The 18,334-nt window shown below is 58.2% G+C and carries 13 protein-coding genes; 9 read left to right on the top strand and 4 right to left on the bottom strand.

Going from position 1 to position 18,334, the window contains the following annotated elements; all coding sequences use genetic code 11:
• Window positions 1-69: 69 nt before the first annotated feature.
• The 5 genes from ALQ04_RS03415 to ALQ04_RS03395 all read left to right on the top strand — a co-directional run bounded on the left by ALQ04_RS03415 (window position 70) and on the right by ALQ04_RS03395 (window position 6,337).
• Window positions 70-1,764: a molecular chaperone HscC gene (locus tag ALQ04_RS03415; protein WP_122314456.1), complete on the top strand. Its 1,695-nt coding sequence runs from the start codon at window positions 70-72 to the stop codon at window positions 1,762-1,764.
• Between the two features lie 5 nt (window positions 1,765-1,769).
• Window positions 1,770-3,383 (top strand): J domain-containing protein, encoded by a 1,614-nt coding sequence (locus ALQ04_RS03410; protein WP_122314455.1) that lies wholly within the window; start codon window positions 1,770-1,772, stop codon window positions 3,381-3,383.
• 173 nt (window positions 3,384-3,556) lie between these two features.
• A complete protein-coding gene (locus tag ALQ04_RS03405) occupies window positions 3,557-4,885 on the top strand; it encodes an MFS transporter (protein WP_122314454.1) in 1,329 nt (442 codons plus the stop codon).
• Between the two features lie 355 nt (window positions 4,886-5,240).
• On the top strand, window positions 5,241-5,594 hold the full coding sequence (locus ALQ04_RS03400; protein ID WP_122314453.1) for a hypothetical protein: 354 nt from the start codon (window positions 5,241-5,243) through the stop codon (window positions 5,592-5,594).
• A gap of 119 nt (window positions 5,595-5,713) precedes the next feature.
• On the top strand, window positions 5,714-6,337 hold the full coding sequence (locus ALQ04_RS03395; RefSeq protein WP_122314452.1) for a flavin reductase family protein: 624 nt from the start codon (window positions 5,714-5,716) through the stop codon (window positions 6,335-6,337).
• On the opposite strand, the gene ALQ04_RS03390 is transcribed toward ALQ04_RS03395, so the two are convergent.
• The gene (locus tag ALQ04_RS03390) at window positions 6,338-6,577 is read right to left on the bottom strand and encodes a hypothetical protein (protein WP_122314451.1); all 240 of its coding nucleotides are present in this window, start codon (window positions 6,575-6,577) and stop codon (window positions 6,338-6,340) included.
• A gap of 536 nt (window positions 6,578-7,113) precedes the next feature.
• On the opposite strand from ALQ04_RS03390, the gene ALQ04_RS03385 reads away from it, so the two are divergent.
• A complete protein-coding gene (locus tag ALQ04_RS03385) occupies window positions 7,114-8,616 on the top strand; it encodes an MDR family MFS transporter (RefSeq protein WP_122314450.1) in 1,503 nt (500 codons plus the stop codon).
• Between the two features lie 3 nt (window positions 8,617-8,619).
• Here the strand turns inward: ALQ04_RS03385 and ALQ04_RS03380 are convergent, their stop codons facing one another.
• Window positions 8,620-9,750 carry a DUF3396 domain-containing protein gene (locus tag ALQ04_RS03380; RefSeq protein WP_122314449.1) on the bottom strand — a complete coding sequence of 377 codons (1,131 nt, stop codon included), beginning with the start codon at window positions 9,748-9,750 and terminating at the stop codon, window positions 8,620-8,622.
• A gap of 436 nt (window positions 9,751-10,186) precedes the next feature.
• Window positions 10,187-10,819, bottom strand: coding sequence for a TetR family transcriptional regulator (locus ALQ04_RS03375; protein WP_122314448.1), 633 nt, complete (start codon window positions 10,817-10,819; stop codon window positions 10,187-10,189).
• 250 nt (window positions 10,820-11,069) lie between these two features.
• Between ALQ04_RS03375 and ALQ04_RS03370 the strand changes: the two genes are divergently transcribed.
• Genes ALQ04_RS03370 through ALQ04_RS03360 form a run of 3 tightly spaced genes read left to right on the top strand, consistent with a single transcriptional unit; the run spans window position 11,070 to window position 16,825 of the window.
• Window positions 11,070-12,230, top strand: coding sequence for an efflux RND transporter periplasmic adaptor subunit (locus ALQ04_RS03370; protein ID WP_122314447.1), 1,161 nt, complete (start codon window positions 11,070-11,072; stop codon window positions 12,228-12,230).
• Between the two features lie 3 nt (window positions 12,231-12,233).
• The gene (locus ALQ04_RS03365; RefSeq protein WP_122314446.1) at window positions 12,234-15,368 is read left to right on the top strand and encodes an efflux RND transporter permease subunit; all 3,135 of its coding nucleotides are present in this window, start codon (window positions 12,234-12,236) and stop codon (window positions 15,366-15,368) included.
• Entirely contained in the window at window positions 15,365-16,825 is a 1,461-nt protein-coding gene (locus tag ALQ04_RS03360) for an AdeC/AdeK/OprM family multidrug efflux complex outer membrane factor (RefSeq protein ID WP_122314445.1), read from the top strand. The genes ALQ04_RS03365 and ALQ04_RS03360 overlap by 4 nt, the downstream gene beginning before the upstream one ends.
• Window positions 16,826-16,884: 59 nt before the next feature.
• Here ALQ04_RS03360 and ALQ04_RS03355 read toward each other — a convergent pair whose 3' ends face one another.
• Window positions 16,885-18,189, bottom strand: a complete 1,305-nt coding sequence (locus ALQ04_RS03355) for an MFS family transporter (RefSeq protein WP_122314444.1) — start codon at window positions 18,187-18,189, stop codon at window positions 16,885-16,887.
• Window positions 18,190-18,334: the final 145 nt, after the last annotated feature.

Here is an 18,334-nt window from a genome sequence, read left to right as displayed (position 1 = left end):
CAGAGGCGGCCAATTGACTTCATCTCCCTTTAGAATCCGGACAGCCATCACGCAAGGAGAAAGCAGCACATGATCGTCGGTATAGATTTGGGCACGACCAACAGTCTGGTCGCCGTCTGGCGCGAGGGTAAAACCCAGCTGGTTGCCAACGCCCTGGGCGAAATGCTGACCCCCAGCGTGGTTGGGCTGGACGACGATGATCAGATTCTGGTGGGCAAAGCCGCACGCGAACGCCTGCAAACCCATCCAGCCAAGACTGCGGCATTGTTCAAGCGCCATATGGGCAGTGCGCAAAAAGTCAGCCTGGGCTCGAACAGCTACCGGCCGGAAGAGCTCTCGGCTCTGGTCCTGAAAAGCCTCAAGGCCGATGTCGAACGCGAGTTCGGTGAAACCGTGACCGAAGCGGTCATCAGCGTCCCGGCCTATTTCAGCGATGCCCAGCGCAAGGCCACCCGCGTGGCCGGCGAACTGGCGGGCCTGAAAGTCGACAAGCTGATCAATGAACCCACTGCCGCGGCACTGGCCTACGGGCTGCACCAGAAGGAAGGCGAAACCTCGTTTCTGGTCTTCGACCTGGGTGGCGGCACCTTCGATATCTCGATCCTCGAACTGTTCGACGGGGTGATGGAGGTCCGGGCCAGCGCCGGGGATAACTTTCTCGGCGGTGAAGACTTCGACAACTCTCTGGTCGAGCATTTCATTGCCTTGCATCGCGATGACCAAGACTTCCCGGGCAAATCCCAGATCGGTCCGTCCTTGCGCCGCGAAGCCGAGCGGGTTCGCAAGACCCTGGGCCAGGAAAGCAGTGTCGACTTTGTGTTGCGCCATGCCGATCGCGAATGGCGCAAGAGCATTACCCAGGAGCAACTGAGCGAGTTGTATGCGCCATTGCTCACTCGCCTGCGGGCGCCCATCGAGCGCGCCCTGCGCGACGCCAAGATCCGCGTCGCCGACCTCGACGAAATCCTGCTGGTCGGCGGCACCACCCGCATGCCGCTGATCCGCAAGCTTGCGGCGGGCCTGTTCGGACGCTTTCCGTCGATCACCCTCAATCCGGATGAAGTGGTCGCCCAGGGCGCAGCCATCCAGGCAGCGCTCAAGCAGAGAGACGCTGCGCTGGAAGAGATTGTCCTGACCGATGTGTGCCCGTATACGCTGGGTATCGAAACCTCCAACCGTTTCGGCAACTCCATCGAAGGCGGTCATTACCTGCCGATCATCGAGCGCAACAGTGTGGTTCCGGTCAGCCGTGTCAGAACCGTACAGACCATGAGCGACAATCAGAAGCATGTACTGGTGAAGATCTTTCAAGGCGAAAGTCGTCTGGTCAAAGACAATATCGCACTCGGTGAACTGGACATTCCCATCCCGCCCGCGAAGGCTGGCGAAGTCGAGCTGAACGTACGCTTCACCTACGACAACAACGGTCTGCTGGAAGCCGACGTGCAGATCCCGATGACTGGCCAGAGCCACAAGCTGGTGATCGAGAACAATCCTGGGGTGATGACGCCCGAAGAAATCCAGGAACGCCTCAAGGTGCTCTCGGCGCTCAAGGTTCATCCCCGCGAACAGCAAGTCAATACACACCTCAGTGCCCGCCTGGAAAGGCTGTATCAGGAATATCTGGGTGACGCCCGCGAGATGATCGGCTACTGGGCCAGCCAGTTCCAGCGCGTGCTGGAAACCCAGGACGAGCGCCAGATCAACGAGATGCGCAAGAGCCTCGAAGACGAGATCGATCGTTTCGAGCGGGGCGAGAGGTAACAGGGATGAATTGCTGGAACGTCCTTGAACTGGACAGAAATGCCGATGAACGCAGCATCAAGCGTCAATACGCAAAACTGCTGAAAGTGAACCGGCCCGACGAGGATCCGGAAGCCTTCCAACGTTTGCGTAACGCCTATGAGCAGGCCCTGGATCAGGCGCGTAATCGCAGCGAGGAAGATGAGCACGAATACGCGTTTGAAACAGACAACGGCGATGCAGCGAATGAATCGTTCATGCCGTTGCAGGTTGTTGTCCATGAGGCTCCGGTCGCGGAACCCGTCGTAGCGGCCGAGACTCCGCCTGTAGAGCAAAGCTGGTACACGCGGGCCCAGCAGACCACCGCATACAACCTGCAATCGCAGCATCGACTGGCCAAGGATCTGGGCGCCGATGCGCAGTTCCAGCAATTGCTGGTGCAGCGCTGCCTGCTCGATACCACCGAGAATCTGGAACTGCTGAAAGCGGCGGCCCTGCAATTTCAATGGCTGACGCCATGGCAGAAGGTGACGCTTGGCGTCCATCAGGAAAAGCGCCTGATTCAGGCACTGCTCGATGAAGCCCTGCCACGCCTGCAAACGCTGCTGGAGAGCCAGCAGGAACGCCAGTTCCTCGATGAACTGAAAGCCCTGGAACAGCAACCGTGGCTAGAAAAGCTGGAACATCGCGAGCACCTGCAGCGCTGGACCATGACCCTGCTGCTCAATACCCGGGACTGGACGCTGGCGTTGTTCGAGCGCATCTGCACCCTGTTTGACTGGGATCAGAAACACTACGCCCCGACCGATCCACCCTCGCTCTGGCAGCGGCTTGTCGAGCGTTGTGAAAGTTACGGGTTTGCCAAGCGCCTGCGAGACTTGCTTGCCGAGAACAGCGATGCTGGCGAAGCTGCAAAGCTGCTGCTCCAGCCACCAGACCTGAAAAGCCAGCTACGTACGGCAAAAACCTGTGATCCCGCAGTCTGGCAAAGCTGTGAGCGGCTGTGTGAGGATCTGACCTACCGTTATCCCGAAGTCCTGGAGCAATACCCGGACGCCGACCTCACGAGCTGGCGAGCACTGTACGGCAAGGTGCATTTCAACCCTTACCTGAGAACCTATCTGTTCGGATTAGTGTTCATCCTGATGGCAGGGCTTGTGCCTACGTCCAAGGCCGGAAAATTCGACCTGCCGAACACAATCTTCGCGGCACTCAGCCTGCCGGTCGTGCTGCTTCTGGTCGTCCACGTCTTCATGTCGTTCTGGAGGCCGGTTTCCAACTCGTTTGCGTCTGTCGATGAATACCTGAGTATACGGCTGCTGCCTGACTGGCTCAGCTGGCCGGGGCATCAGGCATTGCTGCTGCGCCATGGCATTCCGGCGACCGTCGCCGGCATCGCCTTTGCCAATGCCGGAGCGAAGGCGCTGATTATCTACGCAATCGCTCTGCTGGCCTGGATCATCCTTTCGCCTTACCGGATGTCCCGCTTCCAGAGTTATTGCGCCACGAAGACCGGTGGCTGGCAACGCATCAAGAGCTACTGCGCGGAAAACATCGGCAAAGGCGTGATGATTATCCTCGGCATGATGTTCGCGTTTGTACTGGCCGTACTGATCTTCGGCCCTGGCCACCCTCGCTGAGCCCTCAATCGGCAACTTTCCGCTTATCCACACAGCCCGGATAAGCGGATTTCCGCTTATAAAATCCCCTCTCCCCCTCTGGAACGGGCCTCTCGGGTCTGGCACAACTCCTGCTATAGCTCAGGTCAGGCTGCGTGCAGCTGCCTTCTAAAAATAATGACTTAAGGAACACCATGGACACTTCCAACTCCCTGTCGAAAGGGGCGGCTGGCGCACCTGCCGCTGAAAAAACCACCTCCAGCCGGCTCAAGTCGATTTTCAGTGGCTCGGTCGGCAACATGGTCGAGTGGTATGACTGGTACGTCTACGCCGCTTTCTCGCTGTACTTCGCCAAAGTCTTCTTCCCCAAGGGCGACAGCACCGCACAATTGCTCAACACCGCTGCAATCTTCGCCGTCGGCTTCCTGATGCGCCCGATCGGTGGCTGGCTGATGGGCCTGTATGCCGACTACAAGGGACGCAAGGCGGCCCTGATGGCATCGGTCCTGCTGATGTGCTTCGGCTCGCTGATCATCGCCCTGACTCCCGGCTATGAAACCATCGGCGTCGGTGCACCGATCCTGCTGGTATTCGCCCGTCTTCTGCAGGGTCTGTCGGTGGGTGGCGAATATGGCACCTCGGCAACCTACCTCAGCGAAATGGCGACCAAGGAGCGTCGCGGCTTCTTCTCCAGCTTCCAGTACGTCACCTTGATTTCCGGCCAGCTCATTGCTCTGGCCGTGCTGATCGTGTTGCAACAGGTCCTGACCACCGAAGAGCTGCATAGCTGGGGCTGGCGTATCCCGTTCGCCATCGGCGCGCTGTGTGCTGTTGTTGCGCTGTTCCTGCGTCGCGGCATGGAAGAAACCGAGTCCTTTACCCGCAAGCAGAAAGACGACAAGCCCAAGGAAAGCCTGATGCGCACCCTGATGCGCCATCCCAAGGAACTGATGACCGTGGTCGGCCTGACCATGGGCGGCACCCTGGCTTTCTACACCTACACCACCTACATGCAGAAATATCTGGTGAACACGGTGGGCATGAGCATCAGCGATTCGACCACGATTTCGGCCGCAACGCTGTTCCTGTTCATGCTGCTGCAACCTGTCGTGGGCGGTCTGTCGGACAAGATCGGGCGTCGTCCGATCCTGATCGCATTCGGTGTCCTGGGCACACTCTGCACCGTGCCGATCCTGACCACCCTGCACACCATCCAGACCTGGTGGGGCGCGTTCTTCCTGATCATGGCAGCGCTGATCATTGTCAGCGGCTATACCTCGATCAATGCCGTGGTCAAAGCCGAACTGTTCCCGACCGAAATCCGGGCACTGGGCGTCGGCCTGCCCTATGCACTGACCGTCTCGATCTTTGGCGGTACCGCTGAATACATCGCCCTGTGGTTCAAGAGCATCGGCATGGAAACCGGTTACTACTGGTATGTCACCGCCTGTATCGCCTGCTCGCTGCTGGTCTATGTGTTCATGAAAGACACCCGCAAACATTCGCGGATCGAAACCGACTGATCTCGCGTTGCAGTAATGATCAAGGGCAGCCAGCATCCAGGGCTGCCCTTTTTCATGGGCGTTGGATATGACAAGTTGTTTCAAGTTGGTGCGCTTTTTCAGGGTATTTCGCAGATAAGCCCTTAATTTTATTGATATATAAATTTGTCAAGAGGCTTTATTTCAAGACTTTTCAAAAAATGCACCAACACTGGCCGTTTTGCCCTGAGAGGCCCGAAAACCGGGCAATACGACTTACTATCATTTTCAGCGATGGTGGGTAGCAATCCGATTAACTTCTTAATAATGCCCAGCCGCGTAGCATTGCCTCCATACCGGGATGACAACTCACCCGAACCAAACTGGAGACACCCTCATGAAAACCAACAAACTCATTTTCGGCATTGCCTTCTCTGTCCTGGCTTCGACTGCTTTCGCACTGCCAGCCATCAATACCAACGGCCCATCGAGCGCCACCATTGTTGCGGAAGGTGGCTCGAACCACACCAATATCGGCCCGAATCGCCAAGCCGCAGATGGTGCTGATCGCGTCGGTGCCAACCGCCTGACTTCCGATGGTGCCGACCGTGTGGGTGCAAACCGTCTGGCCGCCGATGGCGCTGATCGTGTCGGTGCCAACCGCCTGACGTCCGACGGTGCCGACCGTGTGGGTGCAAACCGTCTGGCCGCTGATGGCGCTGATCGTGTCGGTGCCAACCGTCGGGTCTGATTGACTTGAATGCCCCCCAAGCCCGGCGATGCCGGGCTTTGTCGTTCATGGGCTATCAAATACCCGGCAGATATCCACTATGATCGACGCTCCAGAACCGTGGTTATCAGGAATAAAGCATGTCAGACGATATTCACTTCTACGAGCCGGCCAAAGGTCATGGCCTGCCCCACGATCCGTTCAACGCTATCGTAGGTCCGCGCCCGATTGGCTGGATTTCCTCTCAGGACGCCGAGGGCAAGCTGAATCTGGCGCCCTACAGCTTCTTCAACGCCTTCAACTACATTCCACCGATCATTGGCTTTTGCAGTGTCGGACGCAAAGACAGCCTCAATAACATCGAACAGACCGGCGAGTTTGTCTGGAACCTGGCCACTCGCCCTCTGGCCGAAGCCATGAACCAGAGTTGCGCGGCCGTGCCGGCAGATGTGAATGAGTTCGAGCTGGCTGGCCTGACGCCGCTGGCCTCGAAGATCGTCGCCGTGCCTCGGGTACTGGAGACGCCGGTATCGTTTGAATGCAAGGTCACGCAGATCGTGCAGTTGCAGCGCGCCGACCAGGAACTGGTGCCCAGCTGGTTGATTCTGGGCGAAGTAGTGGCGGTACATATTGCCAAATGGCTGCTCAAGGATGGTGTCTACGACACAGCAGCCGCCGAGCCGATCCTGCGCGGTGGCGGCCCGGCCGACTACTTTCAACTGGGGCCGGAAGCACTGTTCAAGATGTACCGGCCAACCGTCTGATCATTCGTTGGCCCAGACCAGTTCAGCCTCGGCATCCACGCCGGTCAGCCGCTCCAGCTCTCTGGTAGCGGCCAGATCGGCGTCATGCGCGGTCTTGAACTTTTCCCCCGGCAATACGCGATGAAAACGCGGGGCGCCAACCTCATTCAACGCCTTGACCGCAATCGCCGCGCTGTAACCGCCTTCACCGGGAACAACCGCGGAAACCGCCTCGTATTCATTGAATTCCTTGCGTGCCATGGATAGCGAACCTTGTAAGTTGGGTTAGTCAAAAGACAGCATTCTAAACCCACAAGCCGCTCCCCTCCCCAGCAGGAGCCAACTCATTCGCGAAGGACCGGTAAATCCAGCAAAGGATGTAGTGCCTGGAATGCCGTCATCGCGGATAAATCCGGCCTCACACAGTCTGCATAGCTCTCATTCCTGATTCTTGTCCTACACTCCAGTCAGGCACTTTCTCTGGCAGGAATGAGGAATGCACCATGAGCGCAAAAACAAGAAAATGCATGGCTGTAGTGGGTGTACTCGCAGTGTTAGGCATGTACGCAGCAGGCGCCTATCGGATTGAAATGGCTCGCCAGGCGCCCAAAGTCGCAATCTGCACCTTTGGACATTGCGTACCGACCAGCGCAACACTCAGCGCGTTGCGATGACCGGCAAGCACTAGCGCGTCAGGCCATACAAAGTCAGCTATCGATTAGCAGGCTATCGGACTAGACTGGTCCACATTCCCCCGCCACCTTTCGGGCGCCCTTATACGGCCTTCAGGTTTTACCTTGACCAGTCTTGCGCACACCACACCGACGATTCGCAGCATTTTATTCGCACTGATGATGGCCGTGTTTCTCAGTGCGCTGGACCAGACGATCGTGGCTGTCTCGATGCCCGCGATCTCCGCTCAATTCAAGGATGTCGATCTGCTGGCCTGGGTGATCGCTGCCTATATGGTGGCGCTGACCGTAGCCGTGCCTATCTACGGCAAGCTGGGCGACTTGTATGGGCGGCGCAAGCTGATGCTGTTTGGCCTCGGACTGTTCACCTTTGCCTCGCTGCTGTGCGGATTTGCCCAGAGCATGGAGCAACTGGTGCTGGCACGAGTACTTCAAGGCATCGGGGCTGGCGGCATGGTATCGGTCAGCCAGGCCATCGTTGCCGACATCGTTCCGCCTCGTGAACGGGGTCGTTACCAGGGTTATTTCAGCAGCATGTATGCCGTGGCCAGCGTGGCAGGTCCGGTATTGGGCGGGCTGATGACCGAGTACCTGTCGTGGCGCTGGGTGTTTCTGATCAATCTGCCTCTGGGTATCGTGGCCTGGGTCGTGGCTTGCCGCACCCTGAAGGGCCTGCCGGTGCCGCAACGTAAACCGGTCATCGATTATCTGGGCACGGTGTTGATGATCATCGGCCTGACCAGCCTGCTGCTGGGCATCACTGAAATCGGTCAGGGGCACGGGCCGGGCAATCCGCGAGTTCTGCTGCTCCTGGGAATTGCGCTGTTCACCCTGACGCTTTTCGCCTGGTACGAACGCAAGGTTCAGGAACCGTTGCTGCCCATGCACCTGTTTGCCAATCGCAACGCGGTGCTGTGCTGGAGCGCAGTGTTCTTTACCAGTTTCCAGGCCATTTCCCTGATCGTCCTGATGCCGATGCGCTACCAGACCGTCACCGGTGGCGGCGCCGACAGCGCAGCCCTGCACCTGCTGCCACTGGCAATGGGGATCCCCATCGGCGCTTATTTCGCGGGCCGAAGGACTGCCGTGACAGGTCGTTATCAACCGCTGATACTTTGTGGCGCCCTGCTCATGCCCGTCGCCATTCTGGGCATGGCGTTCAGTCCCGCACAGTCAGTCCTGCTGACCAGCCTGTTCATGGTCCTGACCGGAATCTCCAGCGGTATGCAGTTCCCGACCTCGCTGGTCGGTACGCAAAACGCCGTCGCGATCAAGGACATTGGGGTAGCCACCAGCACCGCCAACCTGTTCCGCTCATTGGGCGGCGCTGTGGGCGTAGCGATGATGTCGGCTCTGCTGCTGGCCATGTTGCAAGGCACTGGCGTCGGTCAGCTCGGGGCGGGCTCAATAGGTGGCGAAGGCAGTGCCGGCAATGTCCTGATCGACAGTCTGAACAGCGCCAGCGGTCCGGCTCTTGAAGCCTTGCGGGCCGAACTGGCATTGACCTTCCGGCACTTGTTGCTGATCAGCGCGGCTGTCTCGCTGCTGGGGCTGGCGACGGCACTGATGATGCCCAACAACTTGCTGCGCGGCGCGGAGCAGAAATAGCGCTCAGTCTTCCTGTTGTGCCCAGAACCACTGGGTTCGTCCGGCCTTGATATGCGCAAATGCCGGCATGATTTCACCCTGGTTGAAAAAGCGCCGGGAACCCACCTTGGCACTGCTGAACCAATAGCCGGATCTGGGGCAGGCATCGCCGGCATTGACCGGCGGAACGGGTTTTTCGTCGAAACGGGCGTACCACTGCGCCGTGGTTTCCTTGGTAAAGCCCACTCCCGGCACCAGATAGGGATGCAGGCAGCCGGTGTCCTGCAGGCGGATCGGCTTGATGATCTTGTTGACCGCCACATAGACTGCGGGCGCCTCTCCGCGGCTTCCCAGTTGTGGAACAACACCGGCACGAATCATCAAACCATTGCTGTAGGTATGAAAAACGATATCGCTGCAGACACTCAACTTGCCCCGCAATACATCACTGCCGCCAAGCCGCTTCACAAACGACTCGCCCAACACCGTGTACCAGCTGACACCCTTGATGTGCTCAAGCAGCCGCAGGCTTTCTATATGCGGGCCAGGATCGACCATCAACCCGGTGTATTCCTGAGCGAACTGATATTCCAGCGGCAGATAATGATGCCCGTCACCCGGCAGCACACAGGCCAGACCGCCAAAACCGTGCTCGGCGCGAACCTCGCTGCACAGGTATCTGATCCAGGCCTCGTAATTCTTCAAGCCATCGGGCTCGGCCAGGTATGACCAGGGCAGGACCATTTTCAGACAGGAACGATCATTGTCGGCCTGCCCTTGCGAGGTGTTCATCACAAACAGGCTGTAAGTGGCGACTTCGGCCTGGGTCGCGCTGGCAATCGACCAGACAAACTGGGCATCCGGCGAGCTGTGCAGGATCTGACGCCGACATGAGGCAAATCCCGAGGCCGTCAGGCGCCGCATGCGGTTGTAAAGCTGCCATTTGAGCATCGGCCGGAAGGTGTCGTAGAAACGCGAAAAACAGGCTTCGACCCGACGCTTGGCGTCCTGGGTATGGCCCTGTTTGAAATACAGCGTGGTAATCAGCCCCAGCCGGACAACCGGGACACCTTCGGAACAATCCACTGCCAGATGTTCAGATTGAGCTGCAAGCCTGGCCAATAACCTCACAGGGTCAGATACAGTTTCTGACATCACCTGTCCTCCCGATGATCCTGCGGATCAGCGCGGCGTCCCTGCCGGGCATGCAAGGACCTGCCGTGACCGGAGCTGCCGCCTGCCTTTCACAGCCAAATCGGGTTATTTCAATACTGCTGAAGTTAACGCTGACTTCAGAGCATATGGGCGCAAGATTCCCTGAGAACATGCAACCTCCCTCCCGTTTGTTGGTGAAGGGACGAAGATTGAAGGGAGTTTGACAGCGGAGCAATACGCGGAAATCAGTTTGGGAAATCAGCTACATGCATCAAGAAATGTCCTACCTGATTCCTACAAGACAATTGTCATCCTGAAGCCCCTCCATCAGGCCAGAGAGGCTGTACGGGTAATTGCAAAGGTAAACAGTGGGTAAACAGCCTATTCATGGCAGGCCGCCCGGGACTATATTAGCCAGCACCTTTTCGGAGCCGTCTCAGGCCCGCAGTGCCGGACTGAACCGCAACATGTCCATGCAACTGTCGACAAGCTTTTCAGCCTGATCCGGTAGCGAGAAACTGTCAGGTACCAGCAGCCATTGATACATGACGCCGTTGATGTAGGAAAAAAGGCAGACAGCGGCGCGTGTTATGTCCAGTGAGGCAGGTAGTTGTCCCTGGCGCACGGCGTTGCTCAATGCCAGGCCGATTCGCTCATGACACAGATAAGCGTTGGCTTGACGCTGACGCCGGAAATCACACATCTCATCCGTGAACTCGCATTTGTGTAAAAGGATTTCATTGATGCGCCGTATTTTCGGATCAAGTGCAACATCATGAAACACACGCACCAGCAGTTTTCTCATCCAGCCCAGCGGATCGGCTTCCTCTTCATTTTCGCTGGCCTGGGCCATGTCCTCGAGCGGCTCCTTGAGGCTGTCGAGCATGGCCTGCACCAGCTCGGCCTTGTTGGTGAAGTGCCAATAGATAGCACCCCGCGTCACACCGGCAAGCGTCGCGATATCGGCAAGCGTCGTGCGGGCAACGCCCCGCTCATAAAACGCTTGTTCGGCGGCCTGCAGAATCTGACTGCGAGTAACCTGAGCTTCCTCTTTGGTGCGACGGACCATGGCAATAAACCTCAAAAAATGCTTCAGGCCTGTCGATCAAGACCTGAAAACGTGGTCGGGCGGCTTTTGTGTGGCCTTGGCCCGAACTTGCAAAAACCTTCTCTAAATAAGGCTGCTCGCCGGGTGAGAAGATGTTTACAAACAACCGTGAATGTAAGTATATTCCTTAGCATGCTACTTATCTAGCCGAAATATTTTTTTACACTTCCAACTCCCTTGCGCAAACAGGCTCCTGCCCCCGAGGATCTTCATGCAATTCAAGCCAGCTGTTACCGTCCTGGTCACTGCCATCGCCCTGGCAACACTGCTCAGTGGCTGTAGTAAAAAAGAAGAGGCGGCACCGCCCGCCCAGATTCCTCAGGTAGGCGTCGTCACGCTCAAAGCCCAGCCTTATGCGCTGACCACCGAACTGCCAGGCAGGACCACCGCCTTCCGGGTTGCCGAAGTTCGCCCACAGGTCAACGGCATCATTCTCAAGCGCCTGTTCACTGAAGGCGGCGATGTCAAAGCCGGCCAGCAGCTGTATCAAATCGACCCTGCGCTTTATGAAGCCACCGCCAACAGTGCCCAGGCGACCTTGCAGTCGGCCAAGTCTCTGGCTGACCGCTACAAGCAACTGGTCAACGAGCAGGCCGTGAGCCGCCAGGAATACGACACCGCCGTAGCCTCCAGCCAGGAAGCACTGGCGACCTTGCAGACCGCCCAGATCAACCTGCGCTACACCAAAGTGCTGGCGCCGATTTCCGGCCGCATCGGTCGTTCCGTGGTCACTGAAGGCGCGCTGGTCAGCAGTTCCCAGACCGAAGCCATGGCAACCATCCAGCAGCTCGACCCGATCTATGTCGACGTCGTGCAGTCTTCGGCCAACATGCTCAAGCTGCGTGCCGACCTCGACAGCGGCAAGCTGCAGAAAGCCGGCGACAACGCCGCCAAGGTCAAGCTGACCCTGGAAGACTCCAGCGCCTATCCGCTGGAAGGCAAACTGGAGTTCTCGGAAGTCTCGGTCGATCAGGGCACCGGTTCCGTGACCCTGCGTGCGGTATTCCCGAACCCTGAACATCGCCTGCTGCCAGGCATGTTCGTCCACGCCCAGTTGCAGGCCGGCGTCAGTGCCCAGGCGATCCTCGCGCCACAACAAGGCATCACCCGCGATCAGAAAGGCACGCCGACTGCCCTGATCGTGAACAAGGACAACAAGGTCGAATTGCGCACTCTGGTCGCCAACCGCACCGTGGGTAACGAATGGCTGATCGAAGAAGGCCTGAACGCCGGTGATCGTGTCATCACTGAAGGCTTGCAGTACGTCAAACCGGGCGCGGAAGTGAAAGTCGCCGAGGCGACCAACGTCAAAGGAGCAAACCCGGCGCCTGCCCCGGCCACTGAAAAAGCCGCAGGCAGCAAAGGGGAGTAACCCATGTCGAAGTTCTTTATTGATCGCCCGATCTTCGCCTGGGTAATTTCCCTGGTGATCATGCTGATCGGCTCTCTGGCGATTCTCAAACTGCCTATCAACCAGTACCCGAGCATCGCGCCGCCCGCCATCGCGATTCAGGTGACTTACCCGGGTGCTTCTGCACAGACCGTGCAGGACACCGTCGTACAGGTCATCGAGCAACAGCTCAACGGTATCGACAACCTGCGTTATGTCAGTTCGGAAAGTAACTCCGACGGCAGCATGACCATCACCGCAACCTTCAACCAGGGTACCAACCCGGATACCGCGCAGGTTCAGGTCCAGAACAAGCTGAACCTGGCCACGCCACTGTTGCCGCAGGAAGTGCAGCAACAGGGTATTCGTGTCACCAAGGCAGTGAAAAACTTCCTGATGGTGATCGGTCTGGTTTCAGAAGATGGCAGCATGGGCAAGGAAGACCTGGCCAACTACATCGTATCGAACATGCAGGATCCTATATCCCGGACCTCCGGCGTAGGTGACTTCCAGGTGTTCGGTGCCCAGTACGCCATGCGTATCTGGCTCGATCCGGCCAAGCTGAACAACTTCCAGTTGACGCCGGTCGATGTCAGCAGCGCCATCCAGGCCCAGAACGTCCAGGTTTCCTCCGGCCAACTGGGTGGGCTGCCAGCCATTGGCGGCCAGCAACTGAACGCGACCATCATCGGCAAGACCCGCCTGCAAACCGCAGAGCAGTTCGGCAATATCCTGCTGAAGGTCAACAGCGACGGTTCCCAGGTTCGCATCAAGGATGTCGCCACCGTAGGCCTCGGTGCAGAAAACTACAGCGTCGACTCGCAATTCGACGGCAAACCGGCTTCCGGTCTGGCAATCAAGCTGGCAACCGGCGCCAACGCCCTGGACACCGCCAAGGCGATCCGCGAGACGGTTTCCTCGCTCGAACCGTTCTTCCCGCCGGGCATGAAAGTCGTTTACCCGTATGACACCACGCCAGTGGTCAGCGAATCGATTTCCGGGGTTGTGCATACCCTGGGCGAAGCGATTGTCCTGGTGTTCCTGGTGATGTACCTGTTCCTGCAGAACTTCCGTGCCACTGTCATCACCACGCTGACTGTACCGGTAGTATTGCTGGGCACATTCGGCATCCTCGCGGCCTTCGGTTTCACCATCAACACCCTGACCATGTTCGGCATGATCCTGGCCATCGGCTTGCTGGTGGACGATGCCATCGTCGTGGTGGAAAACGTCGAACGGGTAATGGCAGAGGAGAAACTCTCCCCCCGAGAGGCGACCATCAAGTCCATGGAACAGATCCAGGGCGCACTGGTGGGTATCGCGCTGGTGCTGTCGGCGGTTCTGCTACCCATGGCGTTCTTCGGTGGTTCCACCGGGGTGATCTACAAACAGTTCTCGATCACCATCGTTTCGGCGATGGCGCTCTCGGTCGTGGTAGCCCTGATCTTTACCCCGGCGCTGTGCGCCACGATGCTCAAACCCATTGACCACGAGAAGCATGGCCAACCCAAGCGTGGCTTCTTCGGCTGGTTCAACCGCAACTTTGACCGCAGTGTGCAGAGCTACGAGCGCGGCGTGGGCAATATGCTCAAGCATAAAGTCCCGGCTTATCTGGGTTATGTCCTGATCTGCGTTGGCATGATCTGGATGTTCACCCGGATTCCCGCAGCATTCCTGCCCGAAGAAGACCAGGGCGTTATCTTCGCCCAGATCCAGACACCTGCCGGTTCCTCGTCGGAGCGTACCCAGCAGGTCATCGACAAGATGCGCGACCACCTGCTGACCAAGGAAAGCGGTGCGGTCAAATCGGTATTCTCGGTCAACGGCTTCAACTTTGCAGGTCGTGGCCAGAGTTCGGCCATCGCCTTCGTGATGCTCAAGCCATGGGACGAGCGTTCGGCTGAAAACAGCGTATTCGAGCTGGCCAAGCGTGCTCAGGCACACTTCTTCAGCTTCCGCGATGCAATGGTGTTCGCCGTTGTTCCGCCGTCGGTTCTGGAACTGGGTAACGCCACCGGTTTTGACGTTTACCTGCAAGACCAGGGCGGCGTAGGCCATGAAAAACTGATGGAAGCGCGTAACCAGTTCCTCGGCATGGCATCCCAGAGCAAGGTTCTGGCAGGCGTACGTCCGAACGGTCTGAATGATGAACCGCAGTACCAGTTGCTGATCGACGACGAGCGCGCCAGTGCTCTGGGCATCACCCTTTCGGACATCAACAGCACGCTGTCGATTGCCCTGGGTGGTAGCTACGTCAACGACTTCATCGACCGTGGTCGAGTCAAGAAGGTGTACCTGCAGGGTGACTCAGGCGCACGAATGACCCCGGAAGACCTGAACAAGTGGTACATCCGCAACAGCGCTGGCGAGATGGTGCCGTTCTCGGCATTCGCCACCGGCAAGTGGGTGTTCGGCTCGCCGAAACTGTCGCGCTACAACGGCGTGGCGGCAGAGGAAGTTCTGGGTACTCCGGCACCGGGCTACAGTACTGGCGAGGCCATGGCCGAAGTAGAAGCTCTGGCCAAGAAACTGCCAGCTGGCATCGGCATCTCCTGGACCGGTCTGTCCTATGAGGAACGTCTGTCCGGCTCCCAGGCACCTGCGCTGTATGCACTGTCGCTGCTGGTGGTGTTCCTCTGTCTGGCGGCCCTTTATGAAAGCTGGTCGATTCCGATCGCAGTCATGCTGGTCGTGCCACTGGGCGTCATCGGTGCATTGATGGCAACCAGCCTGCGCGGTCTGTCCAACGATGTGTTCTTCCAGGTAGGATTGCTGGTGACTGTAGGTCTGGCTGCGAAAAACGCCATTCTGATCGTCGAATTTGCCAAGGAATTGCACGAACAGGGCAAGAGTCTGGCCGATGCCGCAATCGAAGCCTGCCGGATGCGTCTGCGCCCGATCATCATGACTTCCATGGCCTTCATCCTCGGTGTGGTCCCGCTGACCATCTCCACAGGTGCAGGTTCGGGTAGCCAACATTCGATCGGTACAGGCGTAATTGGCGGTATGATCACCGCTGTCGTCCTGGCTATCTTCTGGGTACCACTGTTCTTCGTATCGATCTCGGCGCTCTTCAAGAGCAAGCAGAAACCTATCTCTCACGATGAGGCTGGCCAATGAGCAAGTCCCTGATTTCTCTGGCAGTTACCGCGTTCATACTCGGCGGCTGCTCTCTGATTCCTGAGTACAAGCAACCGCAATCGCCGGTGGCCGCGCAGTACCCGCAAGGGCCTGCCTACCTGCCGGCAGAAACCGCAGAACGAGCAGCAGCCGAACAAGGCTGGCGCCAGTTCTTCCGCGACCCGGCATTGCAACAGCTGATCCAGGCTGCGCTGGTCAACAACCGCGACCTTCGGGTCGCGGCACTGAACATCGACGCTTTCCGTGCGCAATACCGTATCCAGCGCGCGGACCTGATCCCTGCAATATCGGCCAATGCCAGCGGCACACGCCAGCGCGTACCGGGCAGCCTGTCGACCACCGGCGAGCCAGGCATCACCAGCACCTACTCGGCCAACCTCGGCATCAGTTCCTATGAACTGGACCTGTTCGGTCGCGTGCGCAGCCTCAGCGAGCAGGCATTGCAGACCTACTTCTCAAGTGAAGAAGCGCGTCGCAGCACCCAGATCAGTCTGGTGGCCAACGTTGCCACTGCTTATATGACCTGGCAGGCCGACAAGGAACTGCTCAAGCTGACTCAGGACACCCTCAAGACCTTCGAGGAAAGCTATCGCCTGACCTCGCGCAGCAATGAAGTCGGTGTCGCTTCGGCACTGGATCTGAGCCAGTCGCGCAGTTCGGTCGAAAGTGCCCGGGCCAGACTGGCCCAGTTCCAGCGTCAGGTCGCACAGGATCAGAACAACCTGACCCTGCTGCTGGGCTCTGCCCTGCCTGAAAACCTTCCTGAGGGCCAGCCGCTGTCTGCCGACCTGCTGACCGAAATGCCGGTCGGCCTGCCGTCCGACTTGCTGCAACGTCGTCCGGATATCCTGGAGGCCGAACATAACCTCATGGCTGCCAACGCCAACATTGGTGCGGCACGTGCGGCGTTCTTCCCGAGCATCACCCTGACGGCCAGCGCTGGCTCTGCCAGCCCGGACCTGTCCGGTCTGTTCAAGGGCGGTTCGGGTGCCTGGTCGTTCCAGCCGAGCATCAACCTGCCGATCTTCAACGCCGGCAGCCTGCGTGCCAGCCTGGACTACGCCAAGATCCAGAAGGAAATCAACGTCGCCAACTACGAGAAGGCGATCCAGACTGCATTCCAGGAAGTCTCCGACGGCCTCGCGTCGCGCAAGACGTATGACGAACAGCTCCAGGCTCAGCGTGACTTCGTCACCGCCAACCAGGACTCCTACCGTCTTTCCGAACGTCGCTACCGCATCGGCATCGACAGCAACCTGGCTTTCCTCGATGCACAACGTACCCTGTTCAGCGCGCAACAGACGCTGATCACTGACCGTCTGGCGCAGCTCACCAGCGAGGTCAACCTGTACAAGGCCCTCGGCGGCGGCTGGTACGAGCAGACCGGCGACGCGCAACCGATCGCCAAAGAGAAGCCTTCAGTTCAATTGTTCTGATTGACCTCCACAAAAAAACCACCTTGACAGGTGGTTTTTTTGTGCCCGCAAAACAGCGATCAGTGATCGTGATGCAGATATGCCGGCTGTTTCGGCAGGCGCAGGCTAAACAGGAAAGCCACCACCATCATCACCGTCACGTACCAGTAGAACGTATTTTCCATGCCATTGCTCTTGAAGCTCAGGGCAACGTATTCGGCCGAACCGCCAAATATCGCGTTGGCCACTGCATAGGCAAGACCAACCCCCAGCGCACGCACCTGTGGCGGAAACATTTCGGCTTTTACCAGGCCGCTGATCGAGGTATAGAAACTGACGATGGCCAGCGCCAGGGTAATCAGCACGAATGCAAAGAACGGATTGGTGTTGCTTTTCAGAGTCATCAGGATCGGCACGGTACAGATTGCACCCAGTGCGCCGAACCAGAGCATCGAGTTACGTCGACCGATCCTGTCCGCCAGCATGCCGAACAACGGCTGCATGCACATATACAGAAACAACGCGCCGGTCATGATGTAACTGGCGGTCTTGGGCTGCATGCCGCCGGTGTTGACCAGATACTTCTGCATATACGTGGTGAACGTATAGAAAATCAGCGAACCGCCTGCGGTGTAACCCAGCACGGTGATAAACGCGGCCTTGTGATGCTTGAACAGCGCCGCGATGCTGCCGGCGTCCTTGTCCTGGCGACTTTCGGCGGTGGTGGTTTCATTGAGCGTGCGACGCAGCAGCAAGGCGATGACTGCCGCTGCGGCACCGATCACGAACGGAATGCGCCAGCCGTAATCACGCAGTTCTTCAGTAGTGAGGAATTGCTGCAGGATCACCACGGTCAGCACCGCCAGCAACTGCCCGCCAATCAGCGTCACATACTGGAAGGATGCATAGAAACCGCGCTTGCCGCGCAGTGCGACTTCACTCATGTAAGTGGCTGTAGTGCCGTACTCGCCGCCTACCGACAATCCCTGCAGCAGCCGCGCCATCAGCAGTAATGCCGGGGCCCATGCGCCAATCGAGGCATAGGTCGGCAGGCAGGCAATGATCAGCGATCCGGCGCACATCATGGTCACCGAGATCAGCATGGAGTTCTTGCGGCCATGCTTGTCGGCCACTCGTCCAAACAGCCAGCCACCGATCGGACGCATCAGAAACCCTGCCGCAAACACCCCGGCGGTATTGAGCAACTGGACGGTCGGATCATCGGAAGGAAAGAACGCCGGAGCGAAGTAAATGGCGCAGAAGGCGTAGATATAGAAGTCGAACCATTCGACAAGATTGCCCGAAGAGGCGCCTACGATGGCAAAGATTCGTTTGCCACGCTCTTCCGCTGTGTAAGGCGTTTCAGTCGTGTTTGTCGTTGTCATTGTTTCCCCATCCAGATTAGGCGACTAGAAACAATCTGTAACACTCAACACCAACAAGCACAACCAAACCCACCGGCCAGGAACGGATTTATCCGCGAATGCCCCCTGTTTATTGGCCGCCTGGAATGAGCTGGTCTAATGACCC

Origin of the sequence: Pseudomonas cichorii, from assembly GCF_003700275.1 — a bacterium.
Classification (GTDB): domain Bacteria; phylum Pseudomonadota; class Gammaproteobacteria; order Pseudomonadales; family Pseudomonadaceae; genus Aquipseudomonas; species Aquipseudomonas cichorii_B.
Note: the sequence above shows the minus strand (reverse complement) of the source record. Positions and strands in the feature narration are given on the sequence as shown.

Coding starts and splice junctions, on each gene's coding strand:
- ALQ04_RS03415 (WP_122314456.1), top strand. CDS start 70: ATGATCGTCGGTATAGATTTGGGCACGACCAACAGTCTGGTCGCCGTC.
- ALQ04_RS03410 (WP_122314455.1), top strand. CDS start 1,770: ATGAATTGCTGGAACGTCCTTGAACTGGACAGAAATGCCGATGAACGC.
- ALQ04_RS03405 (WP_122314454.1), top strand. CDS start 3,557: ATGGACACTTCCAACTCCCTGTCGAAAGGGGCGGCTGGCGCACCTGCC.
- ALQ04_RS03400 (WP_122314453.1), top strand. CDS start 5,241: ATGAAAACCAACAAACTCATTTTCGGCATTGCCTTCTCTGTCCTGGCT.
- ALQ04_RS03395 (WP_122314452.1), top strand. CDS start 5,714: ATGTCAGACGATATTCACTTCTACGAGCCGGCCAAAGGTCATGGCCTG.
- ALQ04_RS03390 (WP_122314451.1), bottom strand. CDS start 6,577: ATGGCACGCAAGGAATTCAATGAATACGAGGCGGTTTCCGCGGTTGTT.
- ALQ04_RS03380 (WP_122314449.1), bottom strand. CDS start 9,750: ATGTCAGAAACTGTATCTGACCCTGTGAGGTTATTGGCCAGGCTTGCA.
- ALQ04_RS03375 (WP_122314448.1), bottom strand. CDS start 10,819: ATGGTCCGTCGCACCAAAGAGGAAGCTCAGGTTACTCGCAGTCAGATT.
- ALQ04_RS03370 (WP_122314447.1), top strand. CDS start 11,070: ATGCAATTCAAGCCAGCTGTTACCGTCCTGGTCACTGCCATCGCCCTG.
- ALQ04_RS03365 (WP_122314446.1), top strand. CDS start 12,234: ATGTCGAAGTTCTTTATTGATCGCCCGATCTTCGCCTGGGTAATTTCC.
- ALQ04_RS03360 (WP_122314445.1), top strand. CDS start 15,365: ATGAGCAAGTCCCTGATTTCTCTGGCAGTTACCGCGTTCATACTCGGC.
- ALQ04_RS03355 (WP_122314444.1), bottom strand. CDS start 18,189: ATGACAACGACAAACACGACTGAAACGCCTTACACAGCGGAAGAGCGT.